Below are 17,598 nucleotides of genomic sequence, written 5' to 3' on the forward strand. Positions count from 1 at the left end.
CTACGCCGGCGGCGTCTCATAGCCCCGACTTGACGAAACGGTTGACCTTCGCCGCCACGTTCATCTCCTTCCGCCGGAAGTAGATGCTGCGGCCGCAGCGGATCGGACTATGGCCCTGGACGATAATGATCTGCTCATCCTTGCGCATCGACTGGGTGATCTCGTGCGGCATGATCAAGGGCCGGCGTTGGAAATTGACGTTCTCCGATTTGCGCGATGCGCTGGTCTTGGGATCCCAGCCGATGTTGCGGGAACTTCCCTTCACCTCGACCGTCATCTCACCACATTGTGCCGAGACGTTGCGGGCCGTATCGAGCGCTTTGATCGCTGCGTAGGAGGCAAAGGCGCAGCCGTCGATCCATGAGGTCGCGCCGTCCTTCCCGAAATGCCGCTCCAACTGCCCGACCGATTGGTACATCAACATCATTGAGATCCCGTACTTGCGGCCGCGATCCCGAGCCTCTTCGAGCACGCGCATATAGCCGAGCAGGTCGACCTCATCCAACATGAACAACGCCCGGCGCTTGAAGCTGCCGTCGGCTTGGACCATTGCATTGATCAGCGCGCCGATGATCACGCGGGCGATGCCGGGATAGGAACGCAGGATCGATGCCGGGATGTTGAGAAACACGTCCTTGCCGCCGGCAAGGATGTCACGCGACTTGAAGGCATTGCCGCAGACGAGGGCGGCATAGCTGTCAAGCGATAGCCATTGCGTATCCTTCGACGCCGTCGAATAGACGCCCGAGAAAGTCTGCTCGGTCATGTTGGTGAACACGCCCAAGGTTTCGCGGATGAAGGCCGATGCCGAACGTTCCTGGATTTCGCGCAACATGGCTAGCACCGAAGGCTCGGGTTCGGATACGATCTGCCGCAGACTGCGCAGGTTTCGCCTTCCGGCATATTCCGGCGACAGCATCACGTGGGCAAGAAGTCCGGTCAGAAGATTGTGCGCCTGGTTTTGAAAATAGGCGCCTGTCGAGGATTCAAAGCGCTGGCTTTCGGATAGAAGCATTTGGGCGATGCCGACGATATCCTCCTCCTTCCGCTGTGAGTGCTCGATGCCGTCGAGAACATTAAAGCCCATGATGGGGTTCGTTGGATCGAGCACCATGACTTCGCGCGCGAGTTTCTCTTTTCTGTGTTCGACGACCATCGGCGCGACCTCTGTGGAAGGGTCGAGGCATATCAGAGGTCCCGTATAACGCAGCGCCGTGGGGATAACATTGCTGGTGGTCTTGTATCCACCCGACCCGGCAAAGAAGAGCATATGGGTGGAATCGAAATCCTGCCTGTAGGTGAGCAAGGGCGCCTTGCCACCGTGTCCCCAGGTCGAGGAATCGTTGGGATCGAACGGCAGCGCATGGACGATGTCCTTGTCGACGCGGTACCGCTCGCCGACGACGATTTCGCCATCGTCGGGAAATAGTCGTGCCGCCGATGACATGGAAAGCCAATCTGCGTCCCCGAACGTTCCGCGCTTGGCGCGCGTCACCGGTTCGGGCACCACTGTCGAGATGCGCGCCGACACCGCCACGGCGATGAAGCCGCACAAGGCGCCTATCACGACAACTATGTCGAGATAGGAAAGGGCATAGTCCCAGGTGACGATACCGCGCTCGACGGACGGAGCAAGGCGTCCATATTCTCTGAGGCCATAAAAGCCCACCACAGCCAGAAAGCAAATCAGGCTCGCAATCGCGATCGGCCGCCGGCGATGCATGGGCAAAGCCCAAACCACCAACAGCCCGGCAAGCGGCCCAAACAAAAACGGCGGCATGGGAGCGGCGCGCAGGAACCAATATTCCGTCTTGCCCGACATGCCTGCGGCCAGCCCCGTCCACCGCCATGCAACGATATAGACGATGATTGCGGTGACGATGATCGGCACGAGGGTGAGCAACAGGCTCGGATGCGGTTTGCGCGTTACGGCCATTCCGCCGTCTCCTCGGTGCATGTTGCATCGTTCTTCAACGAAGGTGCCTTGAACGCTTCCTCGCCGATATCGCGTAGCCGCCGATGTTCCGATGAGTCCGCCGACAACTTCGCCAGTTCGATGAGGCCGCCGAGCAGGAACGCCCGGTCGACCTTCGACAGGCCCGCTTTGACGACGATGCCACCGAGCAGGAATTTTTCGCGAGCCTCGTGTTTACGGTCAGCGGTCATTTGAAACCGCCTCCTGCGTTCCAGCCCCACCATCTGTTGGTCGACGCGTTTGATGAGCTGCGCCACCAGACCCTTTCTTCTCCTCTTTGCGAAATCGCGCGGCGATCTCTTCGAAGATCCGATCCACTTCCTCGTCGGAGATCTCCATCTCCGCCAGCCCGGATTTCGTGGCAGCGCGGGCAAACCGTTCGGCGGATTTAACTATCAGAGAACGTCTGCGTTCTCGGAGCCTCTCCATCTGGGCATCGAGCTCAAAAATCGATGATTTTACAGCCATTGGTGATTTTTCCCTTTACCAAAATTACCTTCAACGCGGTGATTATACTAACTAGAATAAAATAGTTAAATAGGCTATCTTCCATTCACTCAAAAACGTCGCAGCCGGAATTCCGGCCGGTGGCCGTCTTCCGGAAAAGCGGCATCGGGCCTTCGGTCCGATCGGTTTGAGGGCGCAATATACGTCGCTGGGGCGACGTGCTTGAGAAGTCAGGAGACGGCAGTGGCGATCATGTTCGTCAGAGCGCAGGTTATCGGCAGGGGAGCGGGACGCAGCATCGTCTCGGCGGCTGCCTATCGCCATCGTGCCCGGATGATGGACGAACAGGCCGGAACCTCCTTCAGTTATCGCGGTGGGTCGCGTGAATTGGCGCATGAGGAACTGGCGCTGCCGGGCGATGTCCCGACCTGGCTAAGGACGGCGGTCGACGGGCAGCCCGTCGCCAAGGCCAGCGAAGCACTTTGGAATGCGGTCGATGCCTTCGAGACGCGGGCGGATGCGCAGCTCGCCCGCGAGCTGATCATCGCGCTTCCGGAAGAGCTGACGCGGGCGGAGAACATCGCCCTGGTCCGCGAGTTCGTCCGGGACAATCTTACCTCCAAGGGTATGGTCGCGGACTGGGTGTTTCATGACAAGGATCGGAATCCGCATATCCATCTGATGACCACGCTCAGGCCTCTGACGGAGGAGGGCTTCGGGCCGAAGAGGGTGCCGGTGCTGGGCGAGGATGGCGAGCCGTTACGCATCGTCACGCCTGACCGGCCGAACGGTAAAATCATCTATAAGCTTTGGGCCGGCGACAAGGAAACCATGAAGGCATGGAAATTTGCCTGGGCGGAAACCGCCAACCGGCATCTGGCGATGGCCGGCCATGAGATCCGTCTTGACGGTCGCTCCTATGTTGAACAGGGTTTTGACGGGATCGCACAAAGACACCTTGGGCCGGAGAAGGCGGCGCTCGCGCGCAAGGGCGTCGAAATGTATTTCGCGCCGGCCGTTCTCGCGCGCCGGCAGGAGATGGCCGACCGACTGCTCGCCAATCCCGAGCTTTTGCTGAAGCAGCTCGCCAACGAGCGGTCCACCTTCGATGAGCGCGATATCGCCAAGGCGCTGCATCGCACTGTCGACGATCCCTCGGACTTCGCCAATATCCGCGCGCGGCTGATGGCTTCTGACGATCTGGTGTTGTTGAAGCCGCAGGCGGTCGACACCCAGACCGGCAACGCGACGGAACCGGCGGTCTTCACGACGCGCGAGATCCTGCGCATCGAATACGACATGGCGCAGTCGGCGCGCATTCTGGCGGAACGCGGCGGGTTCGCAGTTGCAGATCGCGCGGTCGCGGCTGCGATCAAAAAAGTCGAGACGCTGGATCCGGAAAAGCTCTTCCGGCTCGATCCTGAGCAGGTCGATGCCATCAGACATGTCACACGCGACAATGCCATCGCCGCGGTAGTGGGCCTTGCCGGTGCCGGCAAGTCGACGCTACTTGCTGCGACACGCGTTGCCTGGGAAAGCGACGGTCGGCGGGTGATCGGTGCAGCACTTGCCGGCAAGGCAGCCGAGGGGCTGGAGGACAGTTCCGGCATCCGGTCGCGAACACTCGCGTCCTGGGAACTGGCCTGGGCCAACGGGCGGGAGCAGCTCAATCACGGCGATGTGCTTGTCATCGATGAAGCCGGCATGATCTCCTCACAGCAGATGGCACGCGTCCTGAAGATTGCCGAGGAGGCGGAGGCGAAAGTCGTCCTGGTCGGTGACGCTATGCAACTTCAGCCGATCCAGGCTGGTGCGGCGTTCCGTGCGATCACCGAGCGGATCGGTTTTGCCGAACTTGCCGGCGTACGCCGCCAGCGCGAACAGTGGGCGCGCGAGGCCTCGCGCCTCTTCGCCCGCGGCAAGGTCGAAGAGGGCCTCGACGCCTATGCACGGCAGGGCCGCATTGTCGAGACCGAAACCCGTACCGAACTGGTCGAGCGCCTCGTCGCCGATTGGACTGATGCCCGCCGCGACCTGCTTCAGAAATCCGCCGATTGGGAAAATTCCGGCCGCCTTCGTGGCGACGAACTGCTGGTTTTGGCACACACCAACGCGGACGTGCAGAAGCTCAATGCGTCCCTGCGCAACGTCATGATCGAGGAGGGCGCCGTGGCAGGCGCCCGCGAATTCCAGACCGAGCGCGGCCTCCGCGAATTCGCGGTGGGCGACCGGATCATCTTCCTGGAAAACGCCCGTTTCCTCGACCCGCGAGCACAACACCTCGGTCCGCAATATGTGAAGAACGGTATGCTCGGCACGGTGGTTTCGACTGGCGACAAACGTGGCGACATCTTGCTTTCGGTACGTCTCGACAACGGACGCGATGTCGTCTTCAGCGAGGACAGCTATCGCAATGTCGATCATGGCTATGCTGCGACCATTCATAAATCTCAGGGGTCGACGGTCGATCGGACATTTGTGCTGGCCACCGGCATGATGGACCAGCATCTGACCTATGTGGCGATGACCCGGCACCGCGACCGCGCCGATCTCTATGCCGCACGCGAGGATTTTGAGGCAAAGCCGGAATGGGGACGAAGGCCGGGTGCCGATCATGCGGCGGGTGTCACCGGCGAGCTGGTGGAAACCGGACATGCCAAGTTCCGGCCGCATGATGATGATGCGGACGAGAGCCCCTTTGCGGATGTGAAGACGGATGACGGAGCCGTCCATCGTGTCTGGGGTGTGAGCCTGCCGAAGGCGCTGGCCAAGGGCGGTGTCTCGACCGGCGACACCGTCACTCTGCGCAAGGATGGAGTGGAACGGGTCACGGTCAAGGTTCCTGTCATTGACGTGCAAACCGGTCAGAAGCGGTTCGAGGAAAAAGAAGTCGATCGTAATGTCTGGACGGCGACGCAGGTCGAAGCTGCCGACGCGCGCCAGGAGCGGATCGAACGGGAGAGACATCGACCGGAATTGTTCAAACAGCTCATCGAGCGTCTCGGGCGATCCGGCGCCAAGACCACGACGCTCGATTTCGAGAGCGAGGATGGCTATCAGGCGCACGCCCAGGATTTCGCGCGGCGGCGCGGCATCGATACATTCGCCGGGATCGCGGCCGGGATGGAGGATGGCGTTTCCCGGCGGCTGGCGTGGATTGCGGAAAAGCACGAGCAGGTGGCGACGCTCTGGGAGCGGGCGAGCGTGGCGCTCGGCCTTGCGATCGAGCGCGAGCGGCGCGTTTCTTATCATGAGGCTCACAGCGAAACGCTCGCTGCGGAAATCCCGTCCAGCGGAAAGTATCTGATCCCGCCCACCATGAAATTCTCCCGCAGCGTCGATGACGCCGCGCGCCGTGCGCAACTGTCCTCGGAACGATGGAAGGAGCGGGGGGCGATCCTGCGGCCTGTACTGGAGAAAATCTATCGCGATCCGGATGCGGCGCTTGTCCGCTTGAACGCGCTGGCGTCGGACGCCGGCATCGAGCCACGCACGCTCGCCGAGGATCTCGCGGTTACACCGGATCGCCTCGGTCGTCTGTGGGGATCCGACCAAATCGTCGACGGCCGTGCTGCCCGGACCGAGCGCGGCGCGGCTATAGCCGCCATGGCGGAACTGCTGACGCTGGCGCGTGCTCATGCGACGGAATTCCGCAGGGATGCCGAGCGGTTCATTGGCGGCGAACGCGTACGACGCCGTGAGATGTCGCTGTCGGTTCCGGCGCTGTCGAAGAAGGCGATGGCACGATTGACCGAAATCGAAGCTGTGTGCGAACGCGGCGGGCACGACACCTACAAAGCTGCATTTGCGATCGCTGCCGAGGATCGATCGGTTGTCCAGGAAATCAAAGCCATCAGCGAAGCCATATCGGCGCGGTTCGGTTGGAGTGCATTTACGTCGAGGGCTGACCTGGTCGCCAACCGCAACATGATCGAGCGCATGCCGGAAGATTTCCCGACAGAGAAGCGCCAGGAGTTAGCGAGCCTCTTCGCAGCCGTGAAGCGCTTTGCGGAGCATCAATATCTCGCAGAGCGTCAGGACCGCTCTAAAATCGTCGCCGGCGCATCCGTCGATCTGGAAAAGGAGACCACCGCCATGCTGCCTATGCTTGCCGCCGTCACGGAATTCAGGACGCCGATTGACGAGGAAGCGCGATCCCGCGCGCTGGCCACGCCCCTCTACCGGCAGCAGCGAGAAGCGCTTGCTGACACCGCCAAGACGATTTGGCGCGACGCAGCCGGCGCGGTTGGCAAAATTGAGGAACTGCTGGAGAAGGGTATTGCCGGAGATCGCATCGCTGCCGGTGTCACCAACGAACCCGGTGCCTACGGGGCGCTACGCGGATCTGATCGCCTCACGGACCGAATGCTGGCGCCGGGCCGGGAGAGGCGTGACGCGGTGCGGGCGGTGCCCGAAGCGGCGGCTCGCCTGCGCTCGCTCGCTGCGGCTCATACCAACGCGCTCGATGTCGAGCGCCAGGCCGTGACCGAAGAACGCCGGCGCATGGCGGTAGCCATTCCGGGACTGTCGAAAGCGGCGGATGACGCGCTGACCCATTTAGCCGCCGAGATGAAGAAGAATGGCCGCAGCCAGGTGGCTTTGTCCACTACGCTCCATCCGGATGTTCGTCGGGAATTTGCCGCAGTCAGCAAAGCGCTCGACGAGCGCTTCGGCCGCGATGCGATCCTCCGCGGCGAGAAAGAGCTGACCAGTCGTATATCCCCGGCGCAGCGCCCGGCCTTCGAGGTCATGCAGGAGAGGCTCAGCGTGTTGCAACAGGCTGTCCGGAGAGAGAGCAGCGAGAGGATCATACTGGAACGGCGCCAGCGCTCCATTAACCAGGGCCGCGGTTTAACCCTTTAACGACAGTCAGAACGCAGCAAAGCCTCACCGATCAGCGCCGCTGGTATTCGGTTCGTCCGTGCCAACTCACGCAATTCGAACCTGTACACGCTGATTCATCGTGTGACCGGCTCTCTTATGGCCAAAGGATTGATCTGCCAGTTGTCCTCGATAATTGACGATTGTGCTGCGTCACTGCGTGCGTTCGTCGTTTTCTCTCCTCGGGGCGCCTCGTCCGGGTGAGATGCCGGTTCCTGCGGTGGCCCCCTATGTAGGATTCACAGTATTGCGGCCTTTCGATCCCATGAGAATGTGCACGCTTCGACTTCAATAGCGCAGGAGAAGTACATGAGACAGGATCAGTCGTTCGAATTATTTACCTACTCGCCGGTCAGAGACTCTGAAGAACCGCGCTGGAAGGAGACGGGCATCCCAAACGCCTTCCTTGGGAGTATCGAAGAGGTGAGAGCTGAAATTATCGGATTGCAGGATGATCTGGAGGCAGCCGGTGAGGAGCCGCTTTCTCCGATCCGGATCGAAAAGATCGAGACCCTTCCCATGTCACAGGCAAACCTACTAATCCTGCTCAATAACGGCATAGGCGCCTTCCTCAAAAGCTATGAAGTTGTGGAAACTTTGGGCTAGGCCACAGCAGGGCCGGCGTACCGGTCAGCATCGGCAGCATGAAATCTGGTCGTGGCTATCGCGTGCGACAACGCTGCATTAGGCTGATGACGGTGAGTAATGATGTCCATACCGACAGTCAGCTACTTCCCCGCACACTTCTCAGGGCGGCCTTCCGATGCTGCGTCACGGCGCAAACGGATCTTTCAAACCGAAATTTTGCCCCTTCTGGTACATATGCGGTGTTACGCCTTCTAAGTTTGAAAAGTTTTCATAGTTGCCTTGTTAACTCAGAAAAGTTTTCATTCTCCCAGTTTCAGCATTGTTAAAGTTGAGGAGGCCTCATATCTTACCCATGCGTTAAGTTTCAAAAGTTGTCACTGCCCGGCCGCTAAACCAGGAAAGTTTTCAAAATCGCCCGATGCAAGCGCCTAAGGAGAAGAAGTTGCCAGAGTTTCCGGACTTCGTACTATCGACAACGGAAAATTCCTTGCGTGTGTCGCGCGCGGTTGCCGCCAACAAGCTCCGACCACTGGGTAATCGGCTCCATACGACGTATCTCAAGGGCGAACCGTCCGATTTGATCCGGCAGAACGTATGGAAGATCGCGGCGCTCTACTTCCCTGGAGGTCTGGTCGCTGATCGCACAGCACTTGAGATGAAGCCGGCGCATGACGGCAGAGTGTTTCTCGTCTCCGACACCAAACGCAGCGTCGAACTGCCGGGGATAAGCTTCCATGCGAGGACTGGAGCCGGGAAGATCGATGGAGATTTTCCTATGAGAGACGGCCTATTTTGCTCGTCGCGTGCAAGAGCGTTCGTCGAGAACATGCGTCCGTCTCGTGCCCGCTCCGGCGTCGCTCGAACGGCGTCCCGTCTCGAGATCGAGGAGCATCTGACAAAATACCTTCGAAGCAACGGCGAGGACGGCCTGAACCATCTTCGAGATCAGATCAAGGACATCGGGAAATCGCTCGACCTGTCGAATGAAGCTACCGAACTCGACGGAATGATCGGCGCTCTCCTCGGTACCCGCGATGCGGTTTTGACCGCCCCCTCGGCCATCGCTCTCGCTTCAGGCACGCCGTTCGACACGAACCGCGTCAAACTCTTCGAGGCCCTTCACGACGGCCTTCGCGGCATGGGGCCACAACTACCCCGGACATCGAGGATCGCAGCGTCCGAAATCGTCAACTTCGCATTTTTCGAGGCCTATTTCTCGAACTTCATCGAAGGAACCGAATTCGAGGTCGATGAGGCGAAGGACATCATCTTCAATGGCGCAATCCCTGAAGAGCGTCCCGCCGACGCTCACGACATTCTGGGCACGTTCGCCGTTGTCTCTGATCCCGAGGACATGGGACGTGTGCCGGCAGACTTCGAAGAGTTCGCGGTGCTGTTGAAGCGTCGGCATGCCAAAATCATGGAAGGCAGACCGGAAAAGCATCCTGGCGAATTCAAGAGCGTAGGCAACAAGGCCGGCACGACGACTTTTGTCCGCCCAGAGGAAGTGGTCGGTACCCTCCAGCGCGGGTTCCAAATCTATCAACGGCTTGACACGCCTCTTGATCGCGCGATCTTCATGATGTTCCTCGTCGCCGAGGTGCATCCGTTCGCAGACGGAAATGGTCGCTCAGCCCGCATCATGATGAACGCCGAACTCTCGGCAGGCAGCGCAGCGAGGATCATCGTTCCCACCGTCTTCAGGTCGAACTATCTTGAGAGCCTTCGCCTGATGAGTAACCACGGCGTTCCAGATGCCCTGATCAAGACCCTCGACTTTGCGCAGCGCTATGCGCAGGCGATCGAGTGGTCGTCGCTCCCACGAGCGATCCATGTGCTCCGCAAGACCAATGCCTTCGTTCTTCCGGAAGTCGGCGACAGGGAGGGATATCGCCTGAGGTTGCCGCGAGCCGTGGACTTCGAGGATGATGACGACGATGACGATGGCGACGGTGCCGGAGGCGCGACGGCGGGAGGCCTGAGAAGGCGATAGGGCACACCCGCGCAATGACGACGGCCGACCATCTTCATCGCCGTGGAGCCTGTGTCGACTGTGCCGACACTTGCTCCGACTGCCACTGAATACATTTGAACGGGCGTCCTGGCACTTCGTGGAGGCAACCCTCGAGCATAGCTCGGATTCCAACAAGTGTGAGAATGTCCTCTGCAAACACTTGAATGTCCAAACCTCCGCCGCTTGACCGGATCGAAATTTCGCTCCCACCAAAGGCGAAAAAACCCTCGTCTGTGGCGGCGACCGCGCCGGCAGATAGTAGACGATTGCAAAGCGTGCAGAAAATGTTCCGCTGATCGCCGGCCGTCAGGCGAGTTTTAGCGAAGAACTCGGGCGCCACCCCGTCAGGAATTTGTGCCTGATCAATGCTCTCGATGGTATGCATTGCATAGCACTCCCACTACGGCAGAAGTGAAATGCTATCGTTGACGATAGCTCGAGGGAGCGCCTCGTAAACGTATTCATGCGGGATCGCAGGTCGTATCAGGTGAGACAAGAATCGCTCGATGCTTGCCGCACTATTGCTGGCGACGAGCGTGTAGAAATTTCCGCTGTTCCAGGTCACATAGCAGTGGCGGAAGATCCCGCTTATTGCCGATCCCATGTCCGGGAGGGTGACTTCATTCTGATTCATGATAGTCAGGACTGTGGTCCGCTTCGCCGCGACCTCTGCGGGCCGGAAGAAGCGGGCTTTGAAACCGAGGTCTTTTTGATCTTCCCTTCGCCGATATTCGTCCAGATCGGGATGCAGGAATTTCTCGACGAAAACGAATAACCCGTCGCTCTTCAGGTGCTGTGCCACGAATGCGATCTGATCCGGCCGATTGGGCGAATACATCTGGAAGGTCGTGTCCTCCAGGATGATGTCGAAGCCAGACGCGAATTGCAGCAAATCCGGCCGCGTGCCAATGAGCTCCTGGGAGAGATGGTGAAAAGGTCCGACGAAGAATGACGCGTCGGGTGGCTCACCGTAAGCCAAGAAGCTTTGATAGTTTTCGACATTCGGGCTGCAGGAGAGGGTTTGAACGCGTCCCTCCGCCAACTCCGCGATTGCCCGTGCCATCGTGCCTTCAGCGGTTCCTAGCGTATAAAGGTTGAGCGAACCCGGTTGGCCGGAACTGTATAGCAATACCGCATGTGCCAACCGGCACTCCTCTTCCAGCCGATATGGAATGCTGCTGTGGTAGTGCTGATCAAAGGGTCCTCTACGCTGCTCATGTAGTTTGACAAACCGGTCGAGAAGCTCGTCTCCGGCCAGCAACCTGCGGTCGACTTGGGGCTGCTTGATTGGACTTCCTGATCGGCCGGCGGCCGTCGAAGCAAAAAACTCTGAAAGTTCATTGATGCGCGGGGCGCGATCACATTCTTCAAGAAACGAGGAATAATCTTGCATGTCACTATCCATTTGGGTTCGACATGCATCAGTGCGCTCTTGCCTAAGCCATTGGTGCGTTGACCAAATCTGGCGCCGGTGATCTCATTTCCGCTGCTTGGATGAGACGTCCGTCTTCAACCCAGGCATTGGATCAACGAGGCTTGCCCGATGCCCTTTGAGGGAATAGGGAGGGCAGCCTACGTGGGCATTCACGTTCTTGCTCTCGTTGCAAAATCTTGCTGCAAAATCGTCATGCGCGAGGAAAAAAGACAAATTTGTCGCCGAGGTTTCAACTCTCGGTCGGGCGGCCACAGGGCTGCCGGGCGACTCAATTTGGGGAGGAGTTTTGAATGATCGATCCGGCTGCGATCGAACTGGAATCACAAAGACGCGGAAATCATGCCGCTCTTCATCACGCATTTGCCCGCTGGCCAGCGGTCCGGGCTGACCTCATCCGACGGACTGGATTGGGCCGCCAGGAAACGAACATCGTTGCGCGCGACCACTCCCTGCTCGTCAATATCCGCGGTACCGCCAGTTGGGGTGAAAACTATCTCGATGGTCGACAAGTCAAGTTTCGTCCTCGGTCTTCAGGGGATCTGTGCTTTCTTCCGGCCGGCCATTCCTGGACCGGATGGGATGAAGGCGAAGACACCGCGGCCTACCTCTTTATTGCAATGGACCGGGACTTCGTTCTTGGGCTCTTCGAGAAAATGCCCGGACCGTTGCACATTGAACGGCTTGTTCCAGAACTCGGCTTCCAGGATACAGAAATCCAACTGGCTGCGCGTCGCATAAAGACGGAGCTGGAAAACCAGGATCCAGCAAGCGCATTGGCGGTGGAAAGCCATGCGGCGACCATTGTCACGCAGTTATGGAGAAGATCGGGTGGCAAGCGTGGACGCGCGAAAGCTGGGCTTCCCCCCGCTGTGGTCGCACGGATGATCGACCGCATAGAATCCACGCTTGATCAATCGGTTACCGTGGCAGAGCTTGCCGCCGAGGCGGGTTTCAGCGTCCACCATTTCTGCAGGGCATTCGGCCAATCGACCGGTTGGCCGCCTCACACTTACATTATCCGCAAGCGTGTGGAGCGGGCATGTGCGCTGCTGCGCTCCTCGAATATGTCGATAACAGAAATCGCGCTGGCCTGCGGCTACTCGAGCAGCAGCCATTTGTCGACGTCGTTTCGAAAAGAGATTGGGACTTCCCCGACGTTGTATCGAGATTCATGGCAGCATTAGGTTTTGATACTGCTTGTCATGATTGTAGCAAGAATATGAAAGCCACGCGGACGTCTCTCATTTAGCTTCAGTAATAGAGTGAATAAACAATCTTCTATGAAGCAGAAACGATGCTCGATGTAGAGGCACATTGGGAAAGGACGATAGCAGATGTTGCTTTCAAGAGCGGACATCAGCCATCACTTCGACGTCAGTATCTTTTGGCCACGTTCTTCGGTGCCGTGGGCCGGAACACCTATTTCGTGGGCGCTTCGTGGGTACTGGTTGATTCGAGCAGGCAAGCCGGTTCGATAGCTGTTTTCCTCATTCTGGGATGCTTCGTAGAGTTTCTCTCGTCAAAGCCGGCAGGCCACATTGCCGACCACGTCGATCGCCGGTTGCTCTGTGCTCTTTGCGACATTGCGAGATTATTGATCATGCTGGGTGTGTCTGGAGGCTTGCTTCTTGGCTGGTCAGATTATCTGCTCTATGCATCGGTGGCAGCCTATTCGATCATTGATCGAATCTACCTGACGGCGATGCCAGCCATTGTCCCATCGATTGTCGGCGGAGACAGCCTCCTTCGATTCAATGCCTTGAGCTATATCGGTATGCAGGCAGGCAATATGGTCGCGGCCACGGTGGCCGGGGTGCTGCTCCATGTCTCGCCGGGCGCAATCTGTTTTCTGCTTGCAGCCGCCGCTTTCCTTCTTTCCTCGATAACATTGGCTGCCGTCGGCAAGGCGGACAAAGTTTTGGCGCCGCTTCCAGCTGGCAGGCCGCATGGAGGGCTTTGTGAGCCCCCTACTGAGCGTCGGCGACCACTGCCTCTTACCCTCGTCGTAAGTTATGCACTGACCTACACGATGGGAATGCTCATCAGCATTCTGGCGTCGGCATTTGTCTTGCAGGAGCTTGGCGGCAATGCCGTTCACTTTGGATTGCTAGAGTCTGGATGGGCGCTCGGGGCGATCATTGGGGCGGCGCTTCTTACGTCGAGGGCCTTCAAGGAGGTGAGCGGCCGAGCGCTTCCGCCGATAGTAGCGTTCTTGGGCATCGTGTTAGCCGCGCTGTTTCTCACGCGAAGGATAGATCTTTGCGTTGTAGAGATCTTGCTTCTGGGTGCGGGATACAATGTGGCGCGCATCCTCATCGAAGCGGAACTCCAGCGCACAGCGCCAAGCGCTCTCCTTGGGCGTGCCAAAGGGGAACTTCACCTCGTCTGCACAGGGTTCGCTTTGCTCCTCTACCTGGTGCTGGCGGCGGCGGGAAAGTCATTCCTGCCCTCGACGCTCTTTCTCGCATACGGGGCTGCGATGGTCTTGTGCGCGATTATCTGCATTGTCGTGGCAACTCGGCGCAAGTTCATAGCGAATAGGGTGTGGCTGACATGAACGATCAGAGCGTCGAAATATCCAAGTCGGATATGCTGGACCTCATCTGTCGAATGTTTCCATGGATAGCAGATTTCCGGCACCGGGCGCTCGGGGACTTTGCGCATGCCGCCTTCGATGTCGAGCCCTCATTCAGCGACTGTGAAATCCGGCAACATGCCAGAACGTTGTTGGGACGATGCGTCCACAATGCCGGGCGCCGCGCGGGGTATTCCGCCGATGCATCCGATCGATTCCGAAATCAGATCCTGGAATTCCCTGTGCTGCAGACGGGGCCGCATTTGCATTTGCTCCTCGAGCCAGACGCATATTATACGCACCTCTTCAGTCTGATGGGCATAAGAGCCCACCGAAGGCCCGCTTACATTTCCTACGCCGTGTCGACGGTGAAGTTCGTCGAGCGCGGCCGCAAGGGGCCGGGCTGGTTGCGGCTCGGAGGCGACGCACACAATGTCTTTGGGCTCTCTCGCAGCCAGATGATCCCCTACAGCGTGTTGGCTCGAAATGGTCCCTATCGCTTTAAGCTGACGAATGTCGATCGCCCAAACGCAGTCGATGCCGCCGGTTCACGGCTGATGTCTATGGTACCGCAGAGCGAATTCTCGTCTGCTTCCGCGGCAATAAAACGGGCCAACATTGCGCTTTGGAAGAGATTCTTTGATGCGAGAGTCGAATTCCTTCAACTGGACGATGACGACATCGCGGACCTGGTCGTCGAGCATCTCAGCGACAATTCGTCGTGGCTGGCGAGAGTGTTGATTTCCGACCAGGAGTTTGCGGCCGATCTTCTTCGCCGGACCGAAGAAGTATGCGCCGGCGCCTGGGGCGGCTGGTTCAAAAACTCGACCGATTTCTTCTGGGGATCCGACAAGGGTCGGTTATTTCCTCTGCGTCTTGTGGGCGGCTGTCTTTGCGGAGGTGAGACCGAAGGCTTCGTGCTACCTTACGCAGGAGCCGATTTAGTCGATGCGTTGCGCGCGCATCGGATCATACCCAACCTGTTCCTGATGTTCATTGTGACGGCTATGCTTCCCGGCGTGCGTGTTCTCGGTGGCAGCAGGCATACAATATACTATCCGCTGATGCGATATGTGCTGGCGTCTGCGTTGCAGGGCAGGGGCGGGGATTCGGACCTGATGGCCACGCTCGCCGCGGATTTTAGACCGGGCGTCTGGGGACATCGCGTTCTCCTGCGGGAGGGCGAGCCCTTTGCCGAGCTTGAGGCGCTGCGAGGAGGCGATATTTCCGCCGCGCTCGACCAGTGTCGTGAACTGCCGCTCACTGAGGCGTGCGGCAGTTTGGAAAGCTTTGTATCTGATCCGGTATGGGCGAACCTCAAAGCTTCGATTGCGAGGGGCACTATCAGTCCTGAGAGCAATGAGTGGGCGTTTTCGTAGCAACACGCTCGCTTTCTAATCGCAATAGACTCCTTGATAGTAGCAAATGGATGAGCCTGTCCGGCTATTTTCGGCATGTCCGAGGCCTGCCGTTCATTGGCACCTTCAGGGTTATTCCGACTGTAGCGAAACGATTTCCATCAGGCGTTTTTCCGACCTTCTGCGTCCCCAGCGGGCAAATTGGACGTGACGTTTTTCGTTGTCCCTTAGCGATACTTGGCCAAGCCTAATGAGCTTCATGGTCCTTTCTTCTTGGCAAAAGAATCCGGTTTTGCTATAAATTTCATGGGGCAGTACGCGCTGCCCTGGGGATTAGAACCCCCTACCAGAGGCTGATGCCGGCCGATACGGCATCACACTCCTTGACCTTAAGGTCGGGGAGCCTGTGGCGTATGTCCAGGTTCCACGGAACTAAAGGCTATAGGGCCGTCTGGTACGGTGTTCTAACTCCCCGATCGTCGGGTTGAGCGAGTTTCTAGTGCGGGGGCGTACCGCATGAAACTCTTCAGACGGGGAGGTAGGAGTGCACGGACGAGTAGCAAAGAGTTCCACAAGAATAGCGGAACGAATCGGTGCTGCGGGAACGGCGTCGAGCGAGCAAGATATCCACCCGGTGGACCGGCATGTTGGACAGCAGCTCCGCATACGGCGCATCCATTCGAACCTGTCGCAGACAGAACTCGGCGCCAAGATCGGTTTGAGCTATCAGCAGATCCAAAAATATGAGAGCGGCAAAAATCGGATCAGCGCGTCGATGCTTTATGAGTTCGCGGGCCGGCTGAATGTGCCAGTCGCCCAGTTTTTTGAAGGACTTCCGCAGCCGGATGGAGCCTCGCATGAGGCGCTGCCGTCAGACGTGGATGAGCGCATTGCTTATCTTACCACGGCCGAAGGCCGGCGGTTCGTGGAGGAAATTTTGCGGCTTTCGCCGCGGCTCAGGACACGCACATATGCGCTGATCAAAACGCTTGCCGCGGAAGATGAGGATGTGAGCAAATAGCGGCAGCCGTGCCTGGCCGCAACGACGCTTAGCGGCCCAGGTAGATTTTCCCGGTTCCGCCTTCATCAACGATGGCTGTGCCGAAGCGGCGGGAACGCTTTATCAGGTCGGTGATAATTCGACGCGCCGTCTGTCCGGTTGCAGGTGTAGGCACCCGATCTTCGAAACAATCTTTTTCCGACGGATGAGCCAGGACGATCGGCAGAAGCTCGATCGACCGCAGTTCATCATCAGCGTCGAACATGCAGGTCGCAACTACGCTTCTCCAAACCTCCGGCGGGTCCCATTCGCCCTCGGTCTTTTCCGTGTGGAATATGAAGTTGCCCAGCCCGAAGAAGATTGGCGCACCTTTATAGATCTCAATCGGCTGCAGAACTGGCGCGCCGTGACTGACGAACGTGCGGGCGCCGGCATCGATGCAGTCATGAGCGAACGCGCGGACCCAACTCGGCACCTCCTGCCAATCCGGCTCCCAATGATGATGATGAAGGTAGGCAATCACGAACTGCCCCTTTGTGGCGGCATCCGCGATAACTCCGAGCTGTGTCATGGCGCTTTGGCGATCGACGAGGATCTTGCGCTGGTTGGCTGCGGCACGACAGAAAACGGTGCCGAAAAAGTCAACCGCTTCTTCCGGGTCCAGCTGAGGTGGATCGTGGGGCTGCGCATAGTTCGCGCGCTCCAGCCCCGAACTCTGAAACGTCGTTTGGATCGTGGCGAGCATGTCGAAGATTGCCTCTTCAACTTCGAATGTCCGCGAAACCTTGAGTCCGTTCACACCTGGTCTGGCAGGCCGATCGCCGCCCGCGTTGTCGGCATACATCGTTGCCGGTCCGGGTCCGGCGTCCATCGCCACCAGGGCTATGTTGCGAGAGGCAATGGACATCACGCCAGCCTGTGCTGCTTTGTCCCTATCCACGCCAATGCCGGCATGCAGAAAATCGCGCAGCGCAACTTCTATCAGCGTCGACAAAATGCCTGGCGGCCCAAGATCGAAGGCATGATTGTTTGCGAGAGACAGCGCGTTGAAGCCGATGTCCTTCAATGCATCGAGCACGACCGGCATCGCGCATCCGAAATAAGAGCCTTTCATCGGCCAGCCGCCGTGGTTGCCAAGAATTGTGTTCTCGAAGTTGGTAAAGGCGACATCCGCCTGCTTCAGCAATCGAGCGATATGGACAAAACCAGGATCCGAGGAATTTCGGATGTCATGCTGAATGAGTGATTGGCCGGTCATGACGAGGGAAAACGGCGCGGACATGGGTTACCTTGCTATTCAGTTTAGCGAATGAGTTGTTTTAACG

The 17,598-nt window shown here is 58.5% G+C and carries 13 protein-coding genes; 7 read left to right on the forward strand and 6 right to left on the reverse strand.

Annotated elements, in window-relative coordinates; translation table 11 throughout:
- Positions 1-16: 16 nt before the first annotated feature.
- The 3 genes from traG to AC1D06_RS28215 are packed head-to-tail and all read right to left on the reverse strand — an operon-like array spanning position 17 to position 2,443.
- Positions 17-1,936: a Ti-type conjugative transfer system protein TraG gene (gene traG / locus AC1D06_RS28205; protein ID WP_477989145.1), complete on the reverse strand. Its 1,920-nt coding sequence runs from the start codon at positions 1,934-1,936 to the stop codon at positions 17-19.
- Positions 1,927-2,166, reverse strand: a complete 240-nt coding sequence (locus tag AC1D06_RS28210; RefSeq protein WP_477989147.1) for a conjugal transfer protein TraD — start codon at positions 2,164-2,166, stop codon at positions 1,927-1,929. The genes traG and AC1D06_RS28210 overlap by 10 nt, the downstream gene beginning before the upstream one ends.
- Complete coding sequence (locus AC1D06_RS28215; protein ID WP_477989149.1) at positions 2,156-2,443, reverse strand: TraC family protein; 288 nt, start codon at positions 2,441-2,443, stop codon at positions 2,156-2,158. Before AC1D06_RS28215 ends, AC1D06_RS28210 begins: the two co-directional genes overlap by 11 nt.
- A 222-nt stretch (positions 2,444-2,665) precedes the next feature.
- Here AC1D06_RS28215 and traA point away from each other — a divergent pair, with 222 nt between their 5' ends.
- The 3 genes from traA (at position 2,666) to AC1D06_RS28230 (ending at position 9,884) form a co-directional block, all read left to right on the forward strand.
- Entirely contained in the window at positions 2,666-7,285 is a 4,620-nt protein-coding gene (gene traA / locus AC1D06_RS28220) for a Ti-type conjugative transfer relaxase TraA (protein WP_477989151.1), read from the forward strand.
- 327 nt (positions 7,286-7,612) lie between these two features.
- On the forward strand, positions 7,613-7,909 hold the full coding sequence (locus AC1D06_RS28225) for a hypothetical protein (protein WP_477989152.1): 297 nt from the start codon (positions 7,613-7,615) through the stop codon (positions 7,907-7,909).
- A 475-nt stretch (positions 7,910-8,384) separates the two neighbouring features.
- Positions 8,385-9,884, forward strand: a complete 1,500-nt coding sequence (locus tag AC1D06_RS28230; RefSeq protein ID WP_477989167.1) for a Fic family protein — start codon at positions 8,385-8,387, stop codon at positions 9,882-9,884.
- Positions 9,885-9,918: 34 nt separating this feature from the next.
- On the opposite strand, the gene AC1D06_RS28235 is transcribed toward AC1D06_RS28230, so the two are convergent.
- Both AC1D06_RS28235 and AC1D06_RS28240 read right to left on the reverse strand, forming a co-directional pair.
- On the reverse strand, positions 9,919-10,290 hold the full coding sequence (locus AC1D06_RS28235; RefSeq protein WP_477989154.1) for a hypothetical protein: 372 nt from the start codon (positions 10,288-10,290) through the stop codon (positions 9,919-9,921).
- Between the two features lie 15 nt (positions 10,291-10,305).
- The gene (locus AC1D06_RS28240; protein WP_477989155.1) at positions 10,306-11,298 is read right to left on the reverse strand and encodes a class I SAM-dependent methyltransferase; all 993 of its coding nucleotides are present in this window, start codon (positions 11,296-11,298) and stop codon (positions 10,306-10,308) included.
- 332 nt (positions 11,299-11,630) lie between these two features.
- On the opposite strand from AC1D06_RS28240, the gene AC1D06_RS28245 reads away from it, so the two are divergent.
- From AC1D06_RS28245 to AC1D06_RS28260, 4 genes are all read left to right on the forward strand, one after another.
- Positions 11,631-12,524 carry a helix-turn-helix domain-containing protein gene (locus AC1D06_RS28245; protein ID WP_477989157.1) on the forward strand — a complete coding sequence of 298 codons (894 nt, stop codon included), beginning with the start codon at positions 11,631-11,633 and terminating at the stop codon, positions 12,522-12,524.
- 110 nt (positions 12,525-12,634) lie between these two features.
- Entirely contained in the window at positions 12,635-13,897 is a 1,263-nt protein-coding gene (locus AC1D06_RS28250) for an MFS transporter (protein ID WP_477989159.1), read from the forward strand.
- The gene (locus AC1D06_RS28255; RefSeq protein WP_477989160.1) at positions 13,894-15,294 is read left to right on the forward strand and encodes a hypothetical protein; all 1,401 of its coding nucleotides are present in this window, start codon (positions 13,894-13,896) and stop codon (positions 15,292-15,294) included. The genes AC1D06_RS28250 and AC1D06_RS28255 overlap by 4 nt, the downstream gene beginning before the upstream one ends.
- A gap of 523 nt (positions 15,295-15,817) precedes the next feature.
- Complete coding sequence (locus AC1D06_RS28260; RefSeq protein WP_477989162.1) at positions 15,818-16,294, forward strand: helix-turn-helix domain-containing protein; 477 nt, start codon at positions 15,818-15,820, stop codon at positions 16,292-16,294.
- Positions 16,295-16,322: 28 nt separating this feature from the next.
- Here the strand turns inward: AC1D06_RS28260 and AC1D06_RS28265 are convergent, their stop codons facing one another.
- Entirely contained in the window at positions 16,323-17,555 is a 1,233-nt protein-coding gene (locus AC1D06_RS28265) for a CapA family protein (RefSeq protein WP_477989164.1), read from the reverse strand.
- Positions 17,556-17,598 lie beyond the last annotated feature (43 nt).

This window comes from Rhizobium sp. P2_G2 (assembly GCF_056403555.1).

What these genes read in the sequence shown, in the direction of transcription:
- traG (WP_477989145.1), bottom strand. Translation starts at nt 1,936, where the DNA reads ATGGCCGTAACGCGCAAACCGCATCCGAGCCTGTTGCTCACCCTCGTG.
- AC1D06_RS28210 (WP_477989147.1), bottom strand. Translation starts at nt 2,166, where the DNA reads ATGACCGCTGACCGTAAACACGAGGCTCGCGAAAAATTCCTGCTCGGT.
- AC1D06_RS28215 (WP_477989149.1), bottom strand. Translation starts at nt 2,443, where the DNA reads ATGGCTGTAAAATCATCGATTTTTGAGCTCGATGCCCAGATGGAGAGG.
- AC1D06_RS28225 (WP_477989152.1), top strand. Translation starts at nt 7,613, where the DNA reads ATGAGACAGGATCAGTCGTTCGAATTATTTACCTACTCGCCGGTCAGA.
- AC1D06_RS28235 (WP_477989154.1), bottom strand. Translation starts at nt 10,290, where the DNA reads ATGCATACCATCGAGAGCATTGATCAGGCACAAATTCCTGACGGGGTG.
- AC1D06_RS28240 (WP_477989155.1), bottom strand. Translation starts at nt 11,298, where the DNA reads ATGCAAGATTATTCCTCGTTTCTTGAAGAATGTGATCGCGCCCCGCGC.
- AC1D06_RS28245 (WP_477989157.1), top strand. Translation starts at nt 11,631, where the DNA reads ATGATCGATCCGGCTGCGATCGAACTGGAATCACAAAGACGCGGAAAT.
- AC1D06_RS28250 (WP_477989159.1), top strand. Translation starts at nt 12,635, where the DNA reads ATGCTCGATGTAGAGGCACATTGGGAAAGGACGATAGCAGATGTTGCT.
- AC1D06_RS28255 (WP_477989160.1), top strand. Translation starts at nt 13,894, where the DNA reads ATGAACGATCAGAGCGTCGAAATATCCAAGTCGGATATGCTGGACCTC.
- AC1D06_RS28265 (WP_477989164.1), bottom strand. Translation starts at nt 17,555, where the DNA reads ATGTCCGCGCCGTTTTCCCTCGTCATGACCGGCCAATCACTCATTCAG.